The 22205-nt window shown below is 72.7% G+C and carries 14 protein-coding genes; 4 read left to right on the forward strand and 10 right to left on the reverse strand.

Features of this window, described 5'->3' with window-relative positions:
* Nucleotides 1-15 precede the first annotated feature (15 nt).
* A complete protein-coding gene (locus AMK11_RS31400) occupies nt 16-918 on the forward strand; it encodes an aminoglycoside phosphotransferase family protein (protein WP_073731517.1) in 903 nt (300 codons plus the stop codon).
* A gap of 404 nt (nt 919-1322) precedes the next feature.
* Here AMK11_RS31400 and AMK11_RS31405 read toward each other — a convergent pair whose 3' ends face one another.
* From AMK11_RS31405 to AMK11_RS31435, 7 genes are all read right to left on the reverse strand, one after another.
* Nucleotides 1323-3026 (reverse strand): proline--tRNA ligase, encoded by a 1704-nt coding sequence (locus tag AMK11_RS31405; RefSeq protein WP_073731518.1) that lies wholly within the window; start codon nt 3024-3026, stop codon nt 1323-1325.
* 84 nt (nt 3027-3110) lie between these two features.
* Nucleotides 3111-3641, reverse strand: coding sequence for a GNAT family N-acetyltransferase (locus tag AMK11_RS31410; protein WP_073731519.1), 531 nt, complete (start codon nt 3639-3641; stop codon nt 3111-3113).
* A 60-nt stretch (nt 3642-3701) separates the two neighbouring features.
* Entirely contained in the window at nt 3702-4550 is an 849-nt protein-coding gene (locus AMK11_RS31415; protein WP_073731520.1) for a GNAT family N-acetyltransferase, read from the reverse strand.
* A 100-nt stretch (nt 4551-4650) separates the two neighbouring features.
* Nucleotides 4651-5808 (reverse strand): flavodoxin-dependent (E)-4-hydroxy-3-methylbut-2-enyl-diphosphate synthase, encoded by a 1158-nt coding sequence (gene ispG / locus AMK11_RS31420; RefSeq protein ID WP_073731521.1) that lies wholly within the window; start codon nt 5806-5808, stop codon nt 4651-4653.
* Between the two features lie 225 nt (nt 5809-6033).
* A complete protein-coding gene (locus tag AMK11_RS31425; protein WP_079187832.1) occupies nt 6034-7326 on the reverse strand; it encodes a M50 family metallopeptidase in 1293 nt (430 codons plus the stop codon).
* 8 nt (nt 7327-7334) lie between these two features.
* Nucleotides 7335-8591, reverse strand: coding sequence for a 1-deoxy-D-xylulose-5-phosphate reductoisomerase (gene dxr, locus AMK11_RS31430; RefSeq protein ID WP_073731523.1), 1257 nt, complete (start codon nt 8589-8591; stop codon nt 7335-7337).
* A 521-nt stretch (nt 8592-9112) separates the two neighbouring features.
* Nucleotides 9113-11068 (reverse strand): acyl-CoA dehydrogenase family protein, encoded by a 1956-nt coding sequence (locus tag AMK11_RS31435; protein WP_073731524.1) that lies wholly within the window; start codon nt 11066-11068, stop codon nt 9113-9115.
* Between the two features lie 320 nt (nt 11069-11388).
* On the opposite strand from AMK11_RS31435, the gene AMK11_RS31440 reads away from it, so the two are divergent.
* The 3 genes from AMK11_RS31440 to AMK11_RS31450 all read left to right on the forward strand — a co-directional run bounded on the left by AMK11_RS31440 (nt 11389) and on the right by AMK11_RS31450 (nt 15787).
* Nucleotides 11389-12402 (forward strand): LacI family DNA-binding transcriptional regulator, encoded by a 1014-nt coding sequence (locus tag AMK11_RS31440; RefSeq protein WP_073731525.1) that lies wholly within the window; start codon nt 11389-11391, stop codon nt 12400-12402.
* An 85-nt stretch (nt 12403-12487) separates the two neighbouring features.
* Nucleotides 12488-14530 carry a glycoside hydrolase family 31 protein gene (locus AMK11_RS31445; protein WP_073731526.1) on the forward strand — a complete coding sequence of 681 codons (2043 nt, stop codon included), beginning with the start codon at nt 12488-12490 and terminating at the stop codon, nt 14528-14530.
* 66 nt (nt 14531-14596) lie between these two features.
* Nucleotides 14597-15787 carry a sulfotransferase family protein gene (locus AMK11_RS31450; protein WP_073731527.1) on the forward strand — a complete coding sequence of 397 codons (1191 nt, stop codon included), beginning with the start codon at nt 14597-14599 and terminating at the stop codon, nt 15785-15787.
* 26 nt (nt 15788-15813) lie between these two features.
* On the opposite strand, the gene AMK11_RS31455 is transcribed toward AMK11_RS31450, so the two are convergent.
* The 3 genes from AMK11_RS31455 to AMK11_RS31465 are packed head-to-tail and all read right to left on the reverse strand — an operon-like array spanning nt 15814 to nt 22198.
* Entirely contained in the window at nt 15814-18015 is a 2202-nt protein-coding gene (locus AMK11_RS31455; RefSeq protein ID WP_073731528.1) for a glycosyl hydrolase family 95 catalytic domain-containing protein, read from the reverse strand.
* Complete coding sequence (locus tag AMK11_RS31460; protein ID WP_073731529.1) at nt 18012-19988, reverse strand: beta-galactosidase; 1977 nt, start codon at nt 19986-19988, stop codon at nt 18012-18014. The genes AMK11_RS31455 and AMK11_RS31460 overlap by 4 nt, the downstream gene beginning before the upstream one ends.
* Entirely contained in the window at nt 19988-22198 is a 2211-nt protein-coding gene (locus AMK11_RS31465) for a sialidase family protein (RefSeq protein ID WP_073731530.1), read from the reverse strand. Before AMK11_RS31465 ends, AMK11_RS31460 begins: the two co-directional genes overlap by 1 nt.
* Nucleotides 22199-22205 lie beyond the last annotated feature (7 nt).

Raw genomic sequence — 22205 nt, forward strand, 5'->3', positions numbered from 1 at the left:
GGGAACGGCTCGCGCATGGCTTTCGAACCGCCGCGGCGTCTGGTCAGGGCGCTCGGTGAGACGGCACCGGACGGTGACGACTGGTTGGAGAAGCTGCCCGGGGTGGCTGAGCGGGCCGTGGAGTCGCGCGACCTGGCCGTGGAACGGGTGCAGGTGCCCGGCGGGCGCAGCAGCCTGGTCGTCCTGGTGCGGCGGGCCGACGGGGCGCCGGCCGTGCTGAAGCTGGCCCCGCGCCGGGCGCGGCCGGAGAGCGAACGGGCCGCGCTCGCCCACTGGGGCGGGCTGGGTGCCGTGCAGTTGCTCGACGAGGCGGCTGGAACGGAGGGGGTGCTGCTGCTGGAGCGGCTGCATCCGGACGTGTCGGTGCGGTCGCTGCCGGAGTCGAAGGCGCTGCTGGAGGCGGCGGGGACGCTGCGCCGGCTGTGGGTGGAGCCGCCCGCCGGTCATCCCTTCGAGACCGTGGCGGAGCGGACCGGGCGGCAGGCCGAGGCGATGCGGGCGGGTGCGGTGACCGACCCGGAGGTGGCGCCGCTGGTCGACGCGGCGCTCGCGGTGCGCGGGGAGTTGCTGGCCGGGGTTCCCGAGGAGCAGTTGCTGCACGGCACGTTCCGGCAGAGCAAGGTGCTCGCCGGGGGCCGGATGCCGTGGCTGGCCGTGGGGCCCGATCCGGTGGTCGGTGAGAGCGCCTTCGACCTGGCGCGGCTGGTGCGGGACCGGGTGGAGGATCTCGTCGCGCAGCCCTCCGGGGCCTCGACCACCCGGCGCCGGATCAAGCGGCTCGCGGAGTCGCTGGAGGTGGATCAGGAGCGGCTGCGGGGGTGGACGCTCTTCCGGGCGGTGGAGTCGGGGGTGCGGGCCCGGCGCGTGGGGCGGGAGCGGGACGCGGAGCTGCTGTTGGAGTTCGCCGGCTGGTTGTGACGGGTGCCTGCGGCGCCGCTGCGGGTTCGGCGGGGGTGCGCGTAGCGCGTTCGGTTGTGTTCTGGTCGGGGCCGCGCCGGGGGGTGTCCGTCCTCGGAACGGCGCGGAATCGGTCGGCCACAGAAGTGGACGGCGCGGACGCGCCAACCGCTGCGGGCGGACACCCCCCGACACGCCCCCTTCCCGCCGTACGCGGCTGACCGACCACGCGGCGCCTCCGGTGGGCGCCGCGCCGGCGTGCGCGGCTGCGGGCGGTGGGGCTACGCCGCCGGGCTGCGGGCCGCCGTCCCGCCCCAGCTGCGGGCAGTCGTGCCTCCCCCAGTGCCTGAACGGCCTGGGAGGTACCCCCAGGGCGGCACGCCGGGTGAGCCCTGACATCCGGGCCCAGGGCCCACCCCGCGTCGTCAGACGGTGAGGCGGGTGATGGCCTCCTCGACCGTCACTTCCTCGCGCTCGCCCGTGCGGCGGTCCTTCAGTTCGACCACACCTTCCGCGGAACGGCGGCCGGCGACCAGGATCTGCGGGACGCCGATGAGTTCGGCGTCGGTGAACTTGACGCCCGGGGAGACGCCCGCGCGGTCGTCCACCAGGACGCGGACGCCGGCCGCGGCCAGCTTGTCGGAGACCTCCAGGGCCAGCTCGGTCTGCAGGGCCTTGCCGGCGGCGACGACGTGGACGTCGGCCGGGGCGACCTCCTTGGACCAGACGAGGCCCTTCTCGTCGGCGTGCTGCTCGGCGAGGGCGGCCACCGCGCGGGAGACGCCGATGCCGTAGGAGCCCATGGTGACTCGGGCCGGCTTGCCGTTCTGGCCGAGGACGTCGAGCTTGAGGGCGTCGGTGTACTTGCGGCCCAGCTGGAAGATGTGGCCGATCTCGATGGCGCGGTCCAGCTTGAGGCCGGTGCCGCACTTCGGGCAGGGGCCGCCCTCGCGGACGACCACGACGTCGACGTACGCGTCGACCTCGAAGTCGCGGCCCGCCACCACGTTCTTGGCGTGCGTGTGCTCCTTGTTGGCGCCGGTGATCCACGCGGTGCCGGGCGCGACGCGGGGGTCGGCGATGTACTTGACCTTGTCGCCCAGGCCCTGCGGGCCGACGTAGCCGCGGACTAGGTCGGGGCGGCCGACGAAGTCCTCGGCGGTGACCAGTTCGACGGCGGCCGGGGCGAAGTGGGCCTCGACCTTGTCCATGTCGACCTCGCGGTCGCCGGGGACGCCCACCGCGACGATCTCGCCGTCCACCTTGACGAGGAGGTTCTTGAGGGTGGCGGAGGCCGGGACGCCGAGGGAGGCGGCCAGGGTCTCGATGGTGGGGGTGTCGGGGGTGGGGATGTCCTCGGCAGCGGGGACATCGGTGGCGTCGACGGGGCTGAGCGCGTAGGTGATCGCCTCCGTGTTGGCGGCGAAGTCGCAGTTCGGGCAGTCCGCGAAGGTGTCCTCGCCGGCCTCGGCGGGGGCCAGGAACTCCTCGGACTTGGAGCCGCCCATCGCGCCGGCCGTCGCCGCGCAGATGCGGTAGTCGAGGCCCAGGCGCTCGAAGATGCGCTGGTAGGCGGCGCGGTGCAGGGCGTAGGACTCGGCGAGGCCCTCGTCGGCGACGTCGAAGGAGTAGGAGTCCTTCATCAGGAACTCGCGGCCACGCAGGATGCCGGCCCGGGGGCGGGCCTCGTCGCGGTACTTGTTCTGGATCTGGTAGAGGATGACCGGCAGGTCCTTGTAGGACGATGCCTGGTCCTTGACCAGGAGAGTGAAGATCTCCTCGTGGGTGGGGCCGAGGAGGTAGTCGCCGCCCTTGCGGTCCTGGAGGCGGAAGAGTTCGGGGCCGTACTCGTCCCAGCGGCCGGTGGCCTCGTACGGCTCGCGCGGCAGCAGGGCGGGGAGCTGGACCTCCTGGGCGCCGATGGCGTCCATCTCCTCGCGGACGATGCGCTCGATGTTGCCGAGGACCTTCTTGCCGAGCGGCAGCCAGCTCCACAGGCCGGCGGCGGTGCGGCGCACGTAGCCGGCGCGGACCAGCAGCTTGTGGCTGAGGACCTCGGCGTCCGCCGGGTCGTCGCGCAGCGTCTTCGCCATCAACTTCGACATGCGCTGGACCGGTGCGTTGGCCATGGTTCTCGTGTCTCCTGCTGCGTAAGGGTGGTGCTAGGAGGTTAGCCGGGGGGTCCGGTGCGGTGGAAATCGGTTATGCCCCGGCTAGTGCCTGCGGAGCGGCAGCGGGGCGCCCATCACCGCGTACGGCTTGGGGGCGCTGGGGAAGAGGACCTGGCGGGCGAGGTCCTCGTAGCCGAGGGAGTGGTAGAGGCCGCGGGCGGGGCTGTCCCGGTCGATCGCGGAGAGGATCGAGCGGGGCTGGGCGGCGCCGTCGGTGATCGTGGTGATCAGGGTGCGGCCCAGGCCGCGGTTCTGGTGAGCCGGGTGGACGTGGAGTTCGGTGATGACGAAGGAGTCGTCGAGCCAGCTGTCGTTGCCCTGGGCGCGGAGGTAGGGCTCGACGACGGTGGACCACCAGTGGGAGCGGTCGTTGGGCATGCCGTAGACGAAGCCGACCAGGGCGCCTCCGGTGGTGGCGCCGAGGGCCCGGGCACCGGGGTAGGTCAGGTGGCGCAGGACGATCTGGCGGCGGACGGCGACCTCGTCGGGGCCGAGGCCGAACGCGACGGCCTGGACGGCCAGGGCCTCGTCGACGTGGGCGGAGAGGTCCAGTGGGCCGATCACGACGTCCATGTGCGGGAGCCTAGCGCTTCGCTGGTCGGGGCAGGGGGTGCGGGTTGCCGTCCGCGCGGGTCAGAAGAGCACGCTCATGAAGGCGCCGACCTCCTGGAAGCCGACCCTCTGGTAGGTGCGCCGGGCCGCCGTGTTGAAGTCGTTGACGTAGAGGCTGACGACCGGGGCGACGTCCGCGAGGGCGTAGCGCAGGACCGCCGCCATGCCGGGGGCCGCGAGGCCCGTGCCCCGGTACTCGGGGGCCACCCACACGCCCTGGATCTGGCAGGCGCGGTCGGTGGCGGCGCCGATCTCGGCCTTGAAGACGACCTTGCCGTCGGCGTCGAAGCGGGCGAAGGAGCGGCCGGAGCCGACGAGTTCGGCGACCCGGGCCTGGTAGAGCAGGCCGCCGTCGCCGGCCAGCGGGGAGATGCCGACCTCCTCGGTGAACATCGCCACGCAGGCCGGCATGATCCGCTCCATCTCGTCCTTGCGGACGCGGCGGACGTAGGGGTCGGGGGCGATGTCGGTGGGGAGGCGGTCGGTGACCATGAGGGGCTGGCGGGTGCGGACCTCGCGGGCGGGGCCCCAGCCCGGTTCGAGGAGTCGCCAGAGCTGGGCGGTGGTGTCGGCGGGGCCGACGATGGAGGAGCAGCGGCGGCCGGCCCGGCGGGCGCGGTCGGCGAAGGCGCGCACGGCGCGCGGGGTGGCGCAGATGGGGACGAGGTTGGCGCCCGCGTAGCACAGGGACGTCAGCATGCCGTGCTCGTACCAGCCCCACATCTCGCCGCCGAGGCGCCACGGGTCGAGGCCGGCGATCTGCACGCGGGCGGTCACGAAGGCGTTGGCGACCGGCTCGCGGTCGAGGACGGCGAGTGCGGCGTCCAGGTCGCTCGGTTCGAGCACGCGGGAGGTGGTCTGCGTCAACACGTGCGGGGGCCTCACCCTGAGATCTGCTGGTCTCCGCACTGTACCTGCCATGAATATGCCGCGCCGCCCCCTGGGGCGACGCGGCGGGAGCGGCGGTGGCTCAGCCCGCGACGGAGACCGAGGGCTCGCCGGAGGTCACGCCGTCGGCCTCCATCTGCTCGGCGATCTTCATGGCCTCCTCGATGAGCGTCTCCACGATCTTGGACTCGGGGACGGTCTTGATGACCTCGCCCTTGACGAAGATCTGGCCCTTGCCGTTGCCGGAGGCGACGCCGAGGTCGGCCTCGCGGGCCTCGCCGGGGCCGTTGACCACGCAGCCCATGACGGCGACGCGCAGGGGGACGTCCATGCCGGTGAGGCCCGCGGTGACCTCTTCGGCGAGCTTGTAGACGTCGACCTGGGCGCGGCCGCAGGACGGGCAGGAGACGATCTCCAGGCCGCGCTGGCGCAGGTTCAGCGACTCCAGGATCTGGATGCCGACCTTGATCTCCTCGACCGGCGGGGCGGAGAGGGAGACGCGGATGGTGTCGCCGATGCCCTGGGAGAGCAGCGCGCCGAAGGCGACGGCCGACTTGATGGTGCCCTGGAAGGCGGGGCCGGCCTCGGTGACGCCGAGGTGGAGGGGGTAGTCGCACTGGGCGGCGAGCTGGCGGTAGGCCTCGACCATGACGACCGGGTCGTTGTGCTTGACGGAGATCTTGATGTCGCGGAAGTCGTGCTCCTCGAAGAGCGAGGCTTCCCAGAGGGCGGACTCGGCGAGGGCCTCGGGGGTCGCCTTGCCGTACTTCTGGAGCAGGCGGCGGTCGAGGGAGCCGGCGTTCACACCGATGCGGATCGGCGTGCCGTGGTCCTTGGCCGCCTTGGCGATCTCCTTGACCTTGTCGTCGAACTGCTTGATGTTGCCCGGGTTCACGCGGACCGCCGCGCAGCCCGCCTCGATCGCGGCGAAGACGTACTTCGGCTGGAAGTGGATGTCGGCGATCACCGGGATCTGCGACTTCTTCGCGATCACCGGGAGGGCGTCGGCGTCGTCCTGGGTGGGGCAGGCCACGCGCACGATCTGGCAGCCGGACGCCGTCAGCTCGGCGATCTGCTGGAGGGTCGCGCCGATGTCGGACGTGCGGGTGGTGGTCATGGACTGCACGGACACGGGGGCGTCGCCGCCCACCGCCACGGTCCCGACCTGGATCTGCCGGCTCTTGCGGCGCTCCGCGAGCCTGGTCGGAACGTCCGGCATGCCGAGAGAAATCGCAGTCATCTGCTGTGCAACCCCAAGTCGTGGATCAAGGTCCGGTCCCGTCAGCGGCGGGCTCCGGCATTCGAGATTACGGCACGGACATGAACGTCCGGCACACGGCGTACGGGAGATGCACCCAATGGCGTCCATCTGCCGTACGACCGGCGTGAAGCCCGGTCCGGAGGGACATGCTCTCCGGATCGGGCTTCTCGTCGGACCATGTGAATGGTCCGGTTCGCACGGATATCAGCTGATCCGTACCGGATTGACGACATCTGCTACCAGGACGAGCAACGTGAAGCAGACGAAGATGCCCGCCACCACGTAGGCCACCGGCATCAGCTTCGCCACGTCGAACGGTCCCGGGTCCGGGCGGCGCAGCACCTTCGCCGCGTTGCGGCGCAGCGACTCCCACAGGGCGCCCGCGATGTGGCCGCCGTCGAGCGGCAGCAGCGGGAGCATGTTGAAGAGGAACAGGGAGAGGTTGAAGCCGGCCACCAGCATGACGAACATCGCGAGCTGCTGGGTGGGCGGGATGTCGAGGGTGGCGATCTCGCCGCCGACGCGGGCGGCGCCGACGACGCCCATCGGGGAGTCGGCCTCGCGGGGGCCGTCGCCGAAGGCCGCGTCCCACAGGGCGGGGATCTTGGAGGGCAGGGCGGCGAGGGAGTCGACGGCGTCGCCGATCCGGTCGCCCATCCAGGTCACGGACTGGCCGAAGTCCTGTTTCACCACGCCGGTGGCCGAGCTGAAGCCGAAGAAGCCGGCCGTGACGTACTCGCCTTCGACGATCCGGCCGTTGGAGTCCTTCTTCGCGACCTGGTTGGTGGCGATGGTCGCCTCGAGGGTGACCTGCTGACCGTCGCGTTCGACGACGACCGGCACCGTCTCGCCGGGGTGGGAGCGGATCAGGTTGGACAGCCGGTCCCATTCGTCGGTCCGTACGCCGTCGAAGGCGACGATCTTGTCGCCCGCGCGCAGCCCGGCCGCGGCGGCCGGGGAGGCCGGGTCGGACTTGGTGCAGTCGTCCCGGTTCTCGCTCTGCGAGATGACGCACTGGGAGACCGAGCTGACGGTGGTGGTCTGCTGGGAGATGCCGAAGCCCATCAGGACGGTGAGGAAGAGCACCACCGCGAGGATGAGGTTCATGAACGGCCCGGCGAACATGACGATGACGCGCTTCCACGGCTTGCGCGTGTAGAACAGACGCTTCTCGTCGCCCGGCTGCAGTTCCTCGAAGGCGGCCGAGCGGGCGTCCTCGATCATGCCGCGCCAGGGCGAGGTGGAGCGGGCCTCCATGCGGCCGTCGGCGCCGGGCGGGAACATGCCGATCATGCGGATGTAGCCGCCGAACGGGATGGCCTTGACGCCGTACTCGGTCTCGCCCTTCTTCCGCGAGAAGATCGTCGGCCCGAAGCCGACCATGTACTGCGGCACGCGGATGCCGAACATCTTGGCGGTGGACAGGTGCCCCAGCTCGTGCCAGGCGATGGAGAACAGCAGGCCGACCGCGAAGACGACTATGCCGAGGATGAACATCAGGGTCGTCATGCACGGGCCTCCGCCGTCTGTGCCGCCAGTTGCCGGGCCCGGGTGCGTGCCCAGGTCTCCGCTTCGAGGACGTCCGGGACGGTGAGCGAGGTTCCCGCACGGGGGGTGCCGTGTTCCTCGACCACCCGCGTGACGGTCTCCATGATCCCGAGGAACGGCAGCGCGCCGTCGCGGAACGCCCCGACGCACTCCTCGTTGGCGGCATTGAACACCGCCGGGGCCGTGCCCGCGAGCTGCCCGACGTGCCGGGCCAGGTCGACGGAGGGGAAGGCCTCGTTGTCGAGCGGGAAGAACTCCCAGGTCGAGGCCTTGCTCCAGTCGAAGGCGGGGGCGGCGTCGGGGACGCGTTCGGGCCAGCCGAGGCCGACGGCGATGGGCCCGCCCATGTCGGGGGGCGTGGCGTGGGCCATCGTCGATCCGTCCGTGTACTCGACCATCGAGTGGACATACGACTGCGGGTGCACGACCACCTCAATGCGGTCGAAGGGAATGTCGTAGAGGAGGTGGGCCTCGATCACCTCCAGGCCCTTGTTGACGAGGGTGGCGGAGTTGATCGTGATCACCGGGCCCATGGCCCAGGTGGGGTGGGCGAGGGCGTCCTCTACGGTGACGCTCGCGAGCTGTTCCCTCGTACGCCCCCGGAAGGGCCCGCCGGAGGCGGTGACGACCAGCTTGCGGACGTCGGCGCGGGTGCCGGCGGCGAGCGCCTGGAAGAGGGCGGCGTGCTCGGAGTCGACCGGGATGATCTGTCCCGGCTTGGCGAGGGCCTTGACCAGCGGGCCGCCGACGATGAGCGATTCCTTGTTGGCGAGCGCGAGGGTGCGGCCCGCTTCCAGGGCGGCGAGGGTCGGGGCGAGTCCGATGGAGCCGGTGATGCCGTTGAGGACGGTGTGGCAGTCGGAGGCGGCGACCTGGGTGGCCGCGTCCGGTCCCGCGAGGATCTCGGGGAGCGGCTCCCCACTGCCGTACTGCGCCCTGAGGGCTTCCCGCAGCGCCGGTACGACGTCCTCGCGGGCGACGGCGACGGTCCGCGCCTTCAGCCGGTACGCCTGCTCGGCGAGGAGGGCGACCCGGCCGCCGTTGGCGGACAGGGCGGTGACCCGGAAGCGGTCCGGGTTGCGCAGCACGAGGTCGATGGCCTGGGTCCCGATCGACCCGGTGGACCCGAGGATCACCACGTCCTTCGGGCCGTCGCCCGCCACCGGGTCGTACACGAGGTGGGGGTCGGCGAGTGGGGCTGGACTGTCGCTCATTCCCCCATTGTGGCCGCAACGGCCCTCCGGGAGGACAGCGCGTCCCTCGGTCGGGTGTCGTGGGGTCCCGGGGGCGGGGTTCGGACCGTGTCCGGCGGCGTCGGCGGGGGTGTCGGGGCCGGGTTGGGGCGGGGCGAGGCTGGGTTGGGGCGAGGCCCGTGGCCGGGTCCGGACGGGACGATCGAGCCGGGGCGCGGGGGCGCCCGCGCGGCGGGGCGTGGCGAGCCGGGGACGGCGGACGGGCGCGTCCCGCCCCGCACACGGGGCGGGACGGAGGCCGGGCCCGACGACCAGAACGTCGCTCGCCGGGGCCGACGGGAGACCAGACCAGCCGCCCCGGGCCGGCGGACCGGAGACCGGACCGCCGTCCGCCGATCGGGAGCGCGTCCCGGGGCCCGGCGACGCTGACCGGCCCCGCGAGCAGCGCGCCGGAGCGGGGCGGCCGGGAGGGGACGCGGTCAGACGTGGCGGACCCGGAGCCGCCCGCCCCGGGCGGGAAAGTTCCGGAGGAACGGGCGGGCTCAGCCGATGGGCCGGCGGACGTTCTCCCTGGTGCTCGGGCCGGGCGCGGCGTCCGCGATCCACGGGCCGTCGCCCGACGGGTCGACGACTCCCTGTTCCAGCCACTCGTAGGCGCCGCCCAGCACTCCCTTGACGACCTTGCGGTCGAGGTCGTCGGTGTTGGTCCACAGGCGGCCGAAGAGTTCCTCGACGCGGATGCGGGACTGGTGGCAGAAGGCGTCGGCGAGCTGGTAGGCCTCGCGGCCGTGGTCGCCCTCGGCGCGCAGGTGCTCGGCGCGGACGCAGGCGGCGCTCATCGCGAAGAGTTCCGCGCCGATGTCGACGACGCGGCCCAGGAAGCCCTGCTTGGTCTCCATCCGGCCCTGCCAGCGGGACATGGCGTAGAAGGTGGAGCGGGCGAGCTTGCGGGCGGTGCGTTCGACGTAGCGCAGATGTCCGGAGAGGTCACGGTGGCCGGACGGGTGGAAGTCGGCGTAGGAGCGCGGGAGCTGTCCCGGTCCGGCGACGAGCTTGGGCAGCCACTTGGCGTAGAAGACGCCGGCCTGCGCGCCCGCCCTCGCCTTGTCGGTCAGGGTCTTGTCGGGGTCGATCAGGTCTCCGGCGACCGAGAGGTGGGCGTCGACGGCCTCGCGCGCGATCAGCAGGTGCATGATCTCGGTGGAGCCCTCGAAGATGCGGTTGATGCGCAGGTCGCGCAGGAGCTGCTCGGCGGGGACCGCGCGCTCGCCGCGGGCTTCGAGGGAGGCCGCGGTCTCGAAGCCCCGGCCGCCGCGGATCTGGACCAGTTCGTCGGCCATCAGGCAGGCCATCTCGGAGCCGTAGAGCTTGGCGAGGGCGGCCTCGATGCGGATGTCGTTACGGTCCTCGTCGGCCATCTGGGAGGACAGGTCGAGGACGGCTTCGAGGGCGAAGGTCGTCGCCGCGATGAAGGAGATCTTCGAGCCGACCGCCTCGTGCAGGGCGACCGGCCTGCCCCACTGCTCGCGCACCGCCGACCACTCGCGGGCGATCTTCAGGCACCACTTGCCGGCGCCGACGCACATGGCGGGCAGGGAGAGGCGGCCGGTGTTGAGGGTGGTGAGGGCGATCTTGAGGCCGGCGCCCTCCGGGCCGATGCGGTTGGCGGCGGGCACCCGGACCCGGTGGAAGCGGGTGACGCCGTTCTCCAGGCCGCGCAGGCCCATGAACGCGTTGCGGTTCTCGACCGTGATGCCTTCGGAGGCGGCTTCCACGACGAAGGCGGTGATGCCGCCCTTGCCGCCCGTCCCGTCCTCGGACTTCGGGACGCGGGCCATGACGACGAGCAGGTCGGCGACCACGCCGTTGGTGGTCCAGAGTTTCACGCCGTCGAGTACGTAGTCGTCGCCGTCCCGCACGGCGGTGGTCGCCAGCCGCGCCGGGTCGGAGCCGACGTCCGGCTCGGTGAGCAGGAAGGCGGAGATGTCGGTCCGGGCGCAGCGCGGCAGGAACGTGTCCTTCTGGTCCTGCGTGCCGAACATCTTCAGCGGCTGCGGAACCCCGATCGACTGGTGCGCGGAGAGCAGCGCGCCGATCGCCGGGTTCGCGGATCCGACCAGGGCGAGGGCCTTGTTGTAGTAGACCTGGGTCAGACCGAGACCGCCGTACTTGGTGTCGATCTTCATGCCGAGGGCGCCCAGCTCCTTCAGCCCGGTGATCACGTCGTCCGGGATGCGGGCGTCGCGCTCGATCACGGCCCCGTCGATCTTCGTCTCGCAGAAGTCGCGCAGCTTGGCGAGGAACTCCTCGCCGCGCTGGACGTCCTCGTCGGCGGGGAGCGGGTGGGGGTGGATGAGGTCGAGACGGAAGCGGCCGAGGAAGAGCTCCTTGGCGAAGCTCGGCTTGCGCCAGTCCTGTTCGCGGGCCGCCTCCGCGACCTGGCGGGCCTCGCGTTCGGTGACGGTGGGTCGGGAGGAGGGGGTGGTTGGTGCGGACATGAGGCTCACCTCGCCGCGAATCGGCATCGGGGGACCGTACGCCCTCGAAGATCGGCACGGTTCGTGGTGCGCGAACTTGCGGACGTACGTTACTAGTCGGTGCTACCCGATCGTATGTACCCGATCCCGGACGGGCCCACCACCCTTCGTGCGGCCGTTCGGCCGACACGCCCGGGGAAGGGGCAGTGGAAGAAAAGACTGTCGAAGCGCTTCGACATCCTATGGACACCACTCCCCAGGAGGGTTACTGTCGATCCACCCTCACCCGCCGTTGTCCGCCCCGCGCGCTGTCGAAGCGCTTCACAAACTTGGAGAGCTGGATGGTCACCCTCGCCGAGGTCGCCCAGCACGCCGGAGTCTCGGCGAGCACGGTGAGCTATGTCCTCAGCGGCAAGCGGTCCATCTCCACCACCACCCGTCAGCGGGTCGAGGAGAGCATCCGGAAGCTCGGCTACCACCCGAACGCCGGCGCCCGCGCCCTGGCCAGCAGCAGGTCGAACATCATCGCGCTGATGATCCCCCTGCGCACGGACATGTACGTGCCGGTGATGATGGAGATCGCCATCGCGGTCGCGACCACCGCGCGCACCCACGGATACGACATCCTGCTGCTCACCGGTGAGGAGGGCCCCGACGCGGTGCGCCGCGTCACCGGCAGCGGGCTCGCCGAGGCGATGATCCTGATGGACGTCGAACTCGACGACGAGCGGCTGCCCCTGCTACGGGGCACCGACCAGCCGTCCGTGCTGATCGGGCTCCCGGCCGACACCACCGGGCTGACCTGCGTCGACCTCGACTTCCGGGCGACCGGCGCGCTGTGCGTGGAGCACCTGGCGAAGCTGGGGCACCGCGACATCGCCGTCATCGGCGAGGCCCCCGCCGTCTACGAACGGCACACCGGCTTCGCCGAGCGCACGCTCGACGGGCTGCGCTCCCGGGCACGCGAGCTGGAGCTGCGGCTGCTGCACCGGCCCTGCGAGGGCGGGTACGACGCGATGGCCGCCACCCTGGCCCGCGTCTTCGACGAGCGGCCGGAGACGACCGGGTTCGTCGTGCAGAACGAGTCGGCGGTCGAGCCGCTGCTCGCCCTGCTGCGCCAGCAGGGCCGCGCGGTGCCGGAGGACGTGTCGGTGGTCGCGGTCTGCCCCGAGCAGGTCGCCACCCAGGCCTCGGTACGGCTCACCTCCGTCGCCCTGCCCGCGCAGGAGATGGGCCGGCACGCCGTGGAGCAGCTGATCGCCAAGCTCGACGGGCACGGCAGCGACGAGGTCGTGCTGCTCGCGCCGGAGCTGACGGTGCGGGCCAGCTCGGGGCCGGCGCCCGTCCGGTCGTAGCGTCTTCCTCCTTCTCACGCAGGGTCCCTTCCCACCCGCAGGTGGCCTCTTCTCACCCGCAGGAACTCCCCAAGGAGCGTGCCTCGTGACCCAGCCTGCCCAGACGCCGCCCAAGGTCGGCCTCGCCCAGTCCTCCCCCACCGTCGGCACGCTCCGCGAGCGGGACGGGGCGCTGGAGTGGAGCGGCCGTCAGGAAACCGTGCGGATCGAACCGTGGGGGCCGGACGCGATCCGGGTCCGGGCCCGGCTCGGCGGCCCCGTGCTGGCGGACCTCCCGGGCGCCCTGCTGCCGGACGCCCCGGCGACCGGGAGCACCGTCAAGATCGAGGACGGGTCCGGCTCGCTCACCGTCGGCGCGCTGACCGTGGAGGTCGACGCCGAGGGACTGGTCCGCTTCGTGCGGACCGCCGACGGCGGTGAGCTGCTGGCCGAGGAGCGCGCCCACTTCTGGTGGCCCGGCCCGCGCCTCTACACGGCCGTCGGCAACGGGTACCACCGGCTGGAGCAGCGGTTCGCCGCCCACGACGACGAGAAGCTGTACGGCCTCGGCCAGCACCAGCACGGCCGCCTCGACCAGAAGGGCCTGGTCGTCGACCTGGTCCAGCGCAACGCCGAGGTGTCCATACCCGTCCTCACCTCCAGCCGCGGCTACACCCTGCTGTGGAACAACCCGGCGATCGGCCGTGTGGAGCTGGCCGGCAACGGCACGCGGTGGGTCGCCGACTCCGCCCGGCAGATCGACTACTGGATCACCGCCGGCACCCCGGCCGACACCCAGCGCCGCTACAGCGCGGTGACCGGCCGTACGCCGATGCTGCCGGCGTGGGCGGCGGGCTTCTGGCAGTGCAAGCTGCGCTACCGCACACAGGACGAACTCCTCGCGGTGGCACGGGAGTACAAGCGGCGCGGGCTGCCGATCGACGCGATCGTCTGCGACTTCTTCCACTGGACGCACCTGGGCGAGTGGAAGTTCGACCCGGCCGAGTGGCCGGACCCGGCGGCCATGGTCCGTGAGCTGGACGAGCTGGGCATCAAGCTGGTGGTGAGCGTCTGGCCGTCGGTGTCGCCGCTCTCCGAGAACCACCCGGTCATGGAGCAGCGCGGGTACTTCATCGGCACCCAGTACGGCCCGATGGCGCACGCCGACTGGCCGGACAAGGAGGTGGCCTCGACGGTCCAGGTCGCCTTCTACGACGCCACCAACCCCGAGGCCCGTGATTTCGTGTGGTCGCGGGTCAGGGAGAACTACCTCGACCCCTACGGCATCACCGCCTTCTGGCTGGACGCCTGCGAGCCCGAGCTCAAGCCCGGCTTCCCGGAGAACCTGCGTTACTGGGCGGGCCCGGGTCTGGAGGTCGGCAACCTGTACCCGGCCGAGAACTCCCGCGCCTTCGACGAGGGCCTGCGCGCCTCCGGCGTGGACGAGGTGATCACCCTCAACCGCTCGGCCTGGGCGGGCAGCCAGCGCCACGGCGCCGCGCTGTGGTCCGGCGACATCGGCACCGACTTCGCCACCCTGCGCCGCCAGATCGCGGCCGGCCTCAACACCGCGCTCTCCGGCATCCCCTGGTGGAACACGGACATCGGCGGCTTCCACGGCGGCGACCCGGACGACCCGGCGTACCGGGAAGTGCTGGTCCGCTGGTTCCAGTTCGGCGCGCTGTCCCCGCTGATGCGCCTGCACGGCTTCCGCGACCCGGGCATGCCGCTGGGCCCGGACATGACCGGCGGCCCGAACGAGGTGTGGTCCTACGGCGAGGAGGCGTACCCGGTCCTGGAGAAGTACCTGCGGCTGCGCGAGCGGCTGAAGCCGTACGTGCTCGACGTGATGCGCGAGGCGCACGAGGAGGGGCTGCCGGTGATGCGGCCGCTGTTCCTGGAGTTCCCCGGGGACCAGGCCGCCTGGGACGTCGACGACGCCTACCTCCTCGGCCGGGACCTGCTGGTCGCGCCGGTGCTGACGGCCGGCGCCACGGTGCGCACGGCGTATCTTCCGGCGGGCGCGCGCTGGACGGACGCGTGGACGGGTGAGACGTACGAGGGCGGGGCGAGCGTGACGGTGGACGCGCCGCTGGACCGGATTCCGCTGTTCCTGCGGGACGGGGCCGAGCTGCCGGTGGCGGAGTAGGGACGCCGAGCGCGCCGCCAACTAGGCTGCGCGGCAGTAGAGTTGCCCGGCCGCGAAAGGAATCCCGTGCCTTCGACTCCGCTCGCCCTCAGGCTCGCCGACCTGGCGCTGCGCCCCGCGTTCGGCTCCCGTCGCACGCCCGACCGGACCTTCGACCGGCTCCTGGCGCGGGCGGGAGGGGCGGCGGGGGACGAGCGGTTCGCCGACGACTTCCGTTCGCTGCTGCGCTGGTGGGCCGGGGCCGAGAACCTCACCCCGGTCGGCTGGCAGTCCGCGCAGTCCCACGTCGGCAGACACCTCACCAACCGGGCCCGGATACGGCGGCTGATCGCCGAGCATCCCGGGATCGAGCGGGAGCCCGTCGAGAGGCCGGTCTTCGTGGTGGGCCTGCCGCGCACCGCGACGACGCTCACGCACGGCGTGCTGTCCCTGTCGGACGAGCACCGCTGCCCCCTGCTGTGGGAGCTGCTCAACCCCGGCCTGGAGGTACCGCCCGGCGGGCGGCGCAGGGCGACCGCGCCCGCGCGTCGGATGACCGCCGGCATCAACATGCTCACGCCGCGCTTCCGCGACATCCACCCGATGACCGCCGAAGGCCCCGAGGAGTGCACCTTCGCCCTGCCGCACGCGCTGATGCCGCTCTCCTCGGCACGGATACCCGAGTACCAGGCCTGGCACTACGAGCGGGACTTCGTCGCCGACTACCGCCACCTCAAGCAGGTCTACCAGGTGCTCCAGTACGGTCGTCCGCGCCGCCGCCGCTGGATCCTCAAGTCCCCCATGCACCTGGAGAACCTCGACGCGCTGCACACCGTCTTCCCGGACGCCACCATCGTGTGGACGCACCGCGACCCGGTCACCGTCGTGGCGTCCTTCTGCAGCCTGGTCGAGCACGGCATGGCCGTCAGCACCCGCCCCGTCGACCCGCGCGGCATCGGCGCCACCTGGCTGGAGCTGCTGAGCCGCTCCGCGACGCGTGGTCTCGCGGCCCGCGCCGCCATCCCCCGCCACTCACTCGTGGACGTCCCGTACTCCTGGCTGGGGACCGATCCGGCCGCCGGCGCGCCCAAGCTCTACGCCGCCGTCGGCGCCCGCTGGACCGACGCCGAGGCCGCCCGGCTCGCCGCGGTCGCCGCCCGCCCCAAGGGCACCCGCCCGCACCGGTACGAGCTGTCCCGGTACGGCCTGACCCGCGCCGACGTCGAATCCGCCTTCGCCGAGTACAACGCGCTGCGGGCCGAGGTCGACCGCGCCTGACGGCACGGCCGGCGGGCGCGGTGGTGCTACCGCGTCTTGACGCCGATGACGCGGTCCGCTCCGGCGACGAGGTCGAGCGGCTCGGCGCCGGAGGGGGTCCGGAGTTCGACGCGGTGCGTGCGGGCGGGTCGCAGGACGGCCGTCGCGTCGCCGTCGGGCGTCCAGGTGAGGTCGAGTGCCGCCCCGAACCGGGTGCGTACGCCCTTGAGCTCGCCCGCCGGGCAGAACTCCGGGAGCGCGGGCAGCAGGACCAGCCGGTCCGGGGTGGACTGCACGAGCATCTCGATGAGCACGGCCGGGAGCGCGTGCGCGGCGTCCGCGTTGTAGACGTCGCGGCGGGGGTAGTGCGCGCTCATCAGGGAGGCGTGGAAGAAGTCACCGTCGAGTACCCGGCCGAGGGCGTGGGCGACTCGCTCGGCGTCCCGGAGGCGGGCCGCGACCAGAGCGTGGTGGAGGTGGCCGTGGGCGGAGTCGTTCTCGGCGCCGCGCAGTTCGAGCGCCCGGTGGGCGGCCTCGGCGAGTGTGGGGGTGTCGTACGGGCTGATCTCGTCGAGGGGCCAGACGCCGTAGAGGTGGCTGAGGTGGCGGTGGTCGTAGGTGTCCTCCAGGCCCGGGCTCGCCCATTCCGCCAGGGCTCCGTCGGCATTGGTCCGGTGCGGTGGGAGACGGTCGGCGAGGGCGCGCCAGCGGTCGGCGTGTGCGGGGTGGCGGTCGGCGGCGGTCAGCAGGGCGTGCCGGGCGGCGGAGAGGTCCATGGCCGCGTTGACGGTGCCCCAGCCGGCGTTGGCGGGGCGGTTCTCGGGTGAGTAGGACGGGACGACGAGTACGTGGCCGTCGTCGTCGGTGCGGGTGAGGAAGTCCTCGTAGAAGAGGGCGGCTTCGGCGAGCGCGGCGGTGGTGCGGGGGTCGTGGGCGCCGCGGGTCTCGTCGTGGTCGACGAGAGGCTTGAGCAGCCAGTCGGCGCCCGCGGTCCACAAATGCAGCGGGTACTCGCGGCTGAAGTGACAGGTGTGTCCCGACTCGCCGTCCGTGTGGGAGGGGGCGACGACACCGCGGGTGCCGAAGATCGCGCGGGCGTTGTCCCGCCAGTCCGGGAGCTGGCGGTGGACCAGTGCGGCGTGGGCCTCGGTGACCTCGGGGAGGGCGGCGGCCGCGGCGGAGGCGGTCTGGAGGTTGAGGTTGGCGTTGGTGGTGAACGCTCCGGACCACGCGGTGTTCCAGTCGCCGGTCCACAGGCCGGTCAGGCGGGGCGGGAGCAGGCCGCTCGCCGACAGGAGGTGGTAGCGGCCGGCGGCGAAGAGGCGCTCCAGGAGGGCGGTGCCGCGGGGGCGTCCGAGCAGCGCGGAGCCCGGCAGGGCGCGTTCGGCGGGGTCGGCGGCGAGGTCGAGGGTGACGCGGTCGTAGGCGGTGCGGTGCAGGGCGAGGTGGCGGTCGAGGAGGCCGTCGTACGACGTCCCCTCCCGCAGGTCGCGCAGGGCGCGGCCCTCGGTGACCACGTCCAGCTCGCCGGTGTGGCGGCGCACCCGGGTGAGGAGCAGTACCTCCGTGGCGCCCTCGACGAGCACGCCGGGCGGGACCAGCTTGGTGGTGCCGCCGGTGACGGCGGCCAGGGTGACGCCGGTGTACGCCAGGCCGCTGTCGCCGGGGTAGCGGGCGCGCAGGCTGAGCTGGGCGCCCTCGGGGGTGAGGACGGCGCCGTGGCCGACGCCGAGGCCGGCGGGGGCGCCGGGGAGGCGGGGGTCGAGGGAGAGGTCGAGGGTGAGGTGCGGGGCGGTGATGTGCTGGACGATGACGTCGTCGGCGCGGGAGACGAAGACGCGGCTGGTCCAGGTGGCGCAGGTGGCGGTCGTCTCACCGGTGGTGAAGTCGACGGAGCGGCGGTAGTCGGAGCGGGCGTCGCCGGGCGGTCTGTTCAGGCGAAGCTGGAAGGCCGGGTGGAAGGGGCGTACCCATTGCAGCGGGCGCCCGTCGGTGAAGCTCTCGGCGGCGTCCGTCTCCCCGGCCAGCAGGCGGTCCTGAAGGTTGGGGAGTCCGGCGGCGAGCCGGGGTGGGCGGCGGTGCTCGTCGCCGTTCGGGCGGACGAGGGTGTGGTGGGTGACGACGACCCGGTCGGCGTGCGGATCGCCGAACACGAGGGCGCCGTGGTGGCCGTTGCCCGTCAGGAAGGCGTCCTCCCAGCGGGTGGCGGGCTCGGGCTCCCAGGTGCCGTGCACCGGCGTACCGGTCATGGGGCCGGCTCCGTGAGGACGGCCACGCCGTGGCGGCCGAGGGTGACGCGGTCGGTGACGGTCGCCTCGGTCAGCAGGTCGCGGTGGGTGCCCGGGACGTCCACGGTGACCGGGTCGCGGCCGTGGTGGAGGAGGAAGAGCAGGTCGCCGCGGCGTACGGCCTCGACGCCGGCCGGGAGCCCGTCGAGCGCGGGGCGGGCGCCCGCGTCGGCGGCGATGCGGGCGAGCAGGTCGCGCAGCGCCGCCGGCTCGGGGAGGGTGGAGAGGTACCAGGCGCGGTTCTTGCCGAGGACGGCCGGGAGTCCGTCCAGCTCGCCGCCCTTGTAGCGGATCGTCTCGGTGGCGGTGCCGTCGGGTTCGATCTCCTCGGACCACAGGGTGCCGCGGAAGCCGTCGCAGGCGGCCGTCTCGTCCGCCTCCAGGGGCCACCACTCGTGCAGGACGCGGATGCCGAACAGCTCGCGCAGCCGGGCGTCCATGGCGCCGGGCCTGACCCGGTCGTCCTCGTCGGCTACGCCGGTCAGGAAGCCGCAGACGAGGGTGCCGCCGCCGCGGACGTAGGCGAGGAGGTTGTCGATCGCCGCGTCCGTGAGCGCGTAGAGCTGGGGTACGAGAACCGCCTTGTAGGGGGTCAGGTCGTGTTCCGGGTGGGCGAAGTCGGTGGTGAGGTGGGCCTCCCACAGTGCGCGGTGCCAGGCGCGCAGGACGTCGGGGTAGTCGGAGCGGGTGGAGGGGCGGCCGTCCTGGGCGCCGGCCCACCAGGAGTGCCAGTCGTGCAGAACGGCGACGTCGGCGGTGACGGTGGTGTCCGCCGCGTGCGGGCCGAGCTTCGCGAGGTCGGCGCCGAGCTGCTTGGCCTCCTGGTACGTGCGGCCCCGCTCCCCCGCGTGGGAGACCATCCCGGAGTGGAACTTCTCGGCGCCCTGCCTCGACTGGCGCCACTGGAAGTAGCAGAGGGCGTCGGCGCCGCGGGCGACGGCCTGGAGGGACCACAGGCGGTTGAGGCCGCGCGGCTTGGGGTGGTTGGCGCCGCGCCAGTTGACGGGTCCGGCCGCCTGTTCCATGAGCATCCAGGGGCCGCGTGCCTGCGAGCGCGTCATGTCCTGGACCAGGGCGCCTTCCTGGGCGCCGAGGGGGTCGCGCGGGTCGGGGTAGAGGTCGACGGAGACGACGTCCTCCTCCTCGGCCCAGCGCCAGGCGTCCTGGCCGGACCAGAGCGGCATGAAGTTGGTGGTCACCGGGAGGTGCGGGGTGTGGCGGCGGACGATGTCGCGTTCGGCGACGTAGCACTCCAGGAGCATGTCGGAGGTGAAGCGCCGGAAGTCCAGGACCTGGGCCGGGTTCTTGAGGTAGTGGGTGCGGCGGGCGGGCAGGATCTCCGCCCAGTCGCCGTAGCCCTGGCTCCAGAACGCCGTCCCCCAGGCCGTGTTGAGGGCGTCGAGGGTGCCGTACCGGTCCTGGAGCCAGCCGCGGAAGCGGGTGGCGGCCTCGTCACCGTGGTCGTAGGTGCAGTACTCGTTGTTGATGTGCCACATGGTGAGGGCGGGATGGCCGGCGTAGCGGGCGGCCAGGGCCTCGGTGATGGCGGCGGCGTGGCGGCGGTAGGTGGCGCTGGAGTGCGAGAAGTGCTGCCTGCCTCCCCACCACTCGGTGCGGCCGTCCTCGTCGCGAGGCAGGGTGTCCGGGTACAGGTGCCCCAGCCAGGGCGGGGGCGAGGCGGTGGGGGTGGCGAGGACGACGCCGATGCCGTTCTCGTGCATCAGGTCCATCAGGCGGTCCAGCCAGGCGAAGTCGTGGACGCCGGGGCGCGGTTCGAGTCTCGCCCAGGAGAAGACGCCGAGGGTGACGGAGTTGACGCCCGCGTCTTTCATCAGGCGGACGTCCTCGTGCCACGTCTCCTCGGGCCACTGCTCGGGGTTGTAGTCGCCGCCGTAGAGGATGCGGTGGCGGGTGGTGTCCGACAGGTTCGGCATCAGCAGGGGTCTCCGTACTGGATGCCGCGTCCGTTGGTGGCGAGGTAGACGCGGCCGTACACGCGGGGGTCGCCGGTGATCGTCTCGCCGGTCCACCCCCACTGGTGCTGGTCGTCGTTGATCCGCGTCCAGCTCTTCGCCTCGTCGTCGGAGCGGTAGACGGCGGTGATGGTCTCGGTGGAGCCGACCTGGTAGACCGCCGGATAGCCGGCGCCGTCGGCGGCCTTGCCGAAGCCGAGGGTGTACGAGGCCCAGCAGCTGTCGACCTTGGTGAAGGTGGTGCCGCCGTCGGTGGAGCGGTGGAGGCCGTTCCACTTGGTGCTCAGCCACAGGTCACCGCTGCGGCCGGGCGCCACGGCCAGCTTGAACTGGGCGTCGCCGGCGGGCAGCCCGGTGGCGCGGGCGGTGAAGGTGCGGCCGCCGTCGGTGCTGGCGAGCAGCGTCCCCGCGTCGGTGTCGTACGCGTAGAGGAGCGCCGGGTCCACCGGGTCGGCGACCGGCGTGGCGCCCTTGGGGAAGGAGGCGACCTCGGTCCAGGTCGTGCCGTTGTCCACCGAGCGGTGGGCCGGGTGCCGGGTGCCGTCCCAGTGCACGAAGGACCACAGGAGCACGCTGCCGTCGGCGTTGGTGGCGATCGGTCCGGGTGCGTCCTTGGCGATGCCGGGCTGGGAGGCGAAGGGTGCCCAGGTGACGCCGCCGTCGTGCGAGTACGCGCCGTTGCCGTGATCGCCCCAGCCCGCCCGGACGACGTACGCCGGTCTGCGGGCGGCCTGCGCGAGTCCGGTCGCCGAGCCGGACACGGGGTTCGTGGCCATGCCGTGGGCGGGAGACGCCGTGAGCCGCTCGTGGTACATGACGCCGATGTCCCGTGCTCCGCTGAGCAGGTGTGCCCGCCCGCGCGGGGGCGAGATCAGCTGGGTCACGGACGCCTCCTCCAGGCCGCGGATCTGCGGGGCCCAGTGGCGCAGGTCGCGGGTGCCGTAGAGGGTGGCGCCGGTGCCGTACACGAGGTGCTCCGAGTCGTACGTGTCGACGGCGACGGCCTGGATCCACCAGCCGAACTTGGGCTGCTCCTCACCCCACTTCAGGTACGGGGTCTCGGAGACGTCGAGGACGGCCGAGTCCTTCAGGGACGTCCAGGTGCGGCCGCCGTCGGTGGTCCGGTACAGGGTGTCGACGGCCGCCCAGCGGTTGTTGGTGGAGACGACGGCGGTGCCGGGGCGGCGGGCGTCGACGGCGACTCCGCCGTAGCCGAAGGTGTCGGCGCCGCCCGGCTCGACGGGCGTGACGTCGGCCCAGCCGTCGTCGGTCGTGCGCAGCTTGTGCACGCTGCCGGTGGACTGGCCGTTCGGGCCCGGTGCGTCGGCGTAGGTCACGTACAGCTCGCGGGTGTGCCGGTCGCAGGCGGCACGGACCGGGACCCTGGCCGCGCTGCCGGAGGGCTGCCCGGGGACGGACTCCCAGGTGGTGCCGTCGGTCGTGCGGAACAGGTTCGGTGCGGTGCCGTCGGCGTCGCCCCAGCCGGCGTAGAGGGTGCGGCCCGCGGCCACCAGGAGGGTGACGCCCTGACCGGTGGGGGTCGGGGCGGCGGGGAAGCCGGGGGCGGCGGCCCAGGTGACGCCCCGGTCGGTCGACCGCCACAGGCCGTCGTGCCGGGTGCCCAGCCACAGGGTGTCGCTGTCGCGCGGGTCGACCAGGAGCCGCTCGCCGGTGCCCCGGCCGTCCTCGTTGGCGCCGAGCTTCACGGGGAGGTCGGTGCGCTGCCAGGTCCTGCCCCGGTCCTCGGAGCGCAGGATCGCGCCGTTCGCCGACCACGCCTGGGTGTAGGTGCCGCAGGCCAGGTGGAGCCGGTCCGGGTGGGCGGGGTCGACGGCCATCGCCTCGACGCCGAGCAGGTTCCAGTCGTCCCAGCCGAGGTGGTCCAGGAGCGGGATCCAGCGGTCGGCGCGGTCGTCCCAGCGGTAGGCGCCGCCGATGTCGGTACGGGCGTAGGCGAGCCCGCGGACGCGGGGGTGGAACAGGACACCGGTGATGAAGCCGGTACCGCCGATGACGACGTTGCGCCAGCGGTAGGCGGGGGCGGCGTCCGCCGTGTCCTCGGCGGCGTGTGCGCGCCCGGGAGCGAACGGAACGGCGGTGAGCGCGGCGGCGGCCGCGGTCCCGGCGAGTACGGCGCGCCGGCTCGGGCTGCGTGACACGGACGCATGCATGACATAC

The organism is Streptomyces sp. CB02414 (assembly GCF_001905385.1).
In the GTDB taxonomy this organism is placed as follows: Bacteria; Actinomycetota; Actinomycetes; order Streptomycetales; family Streptomycetaceae; genus Streptomyces.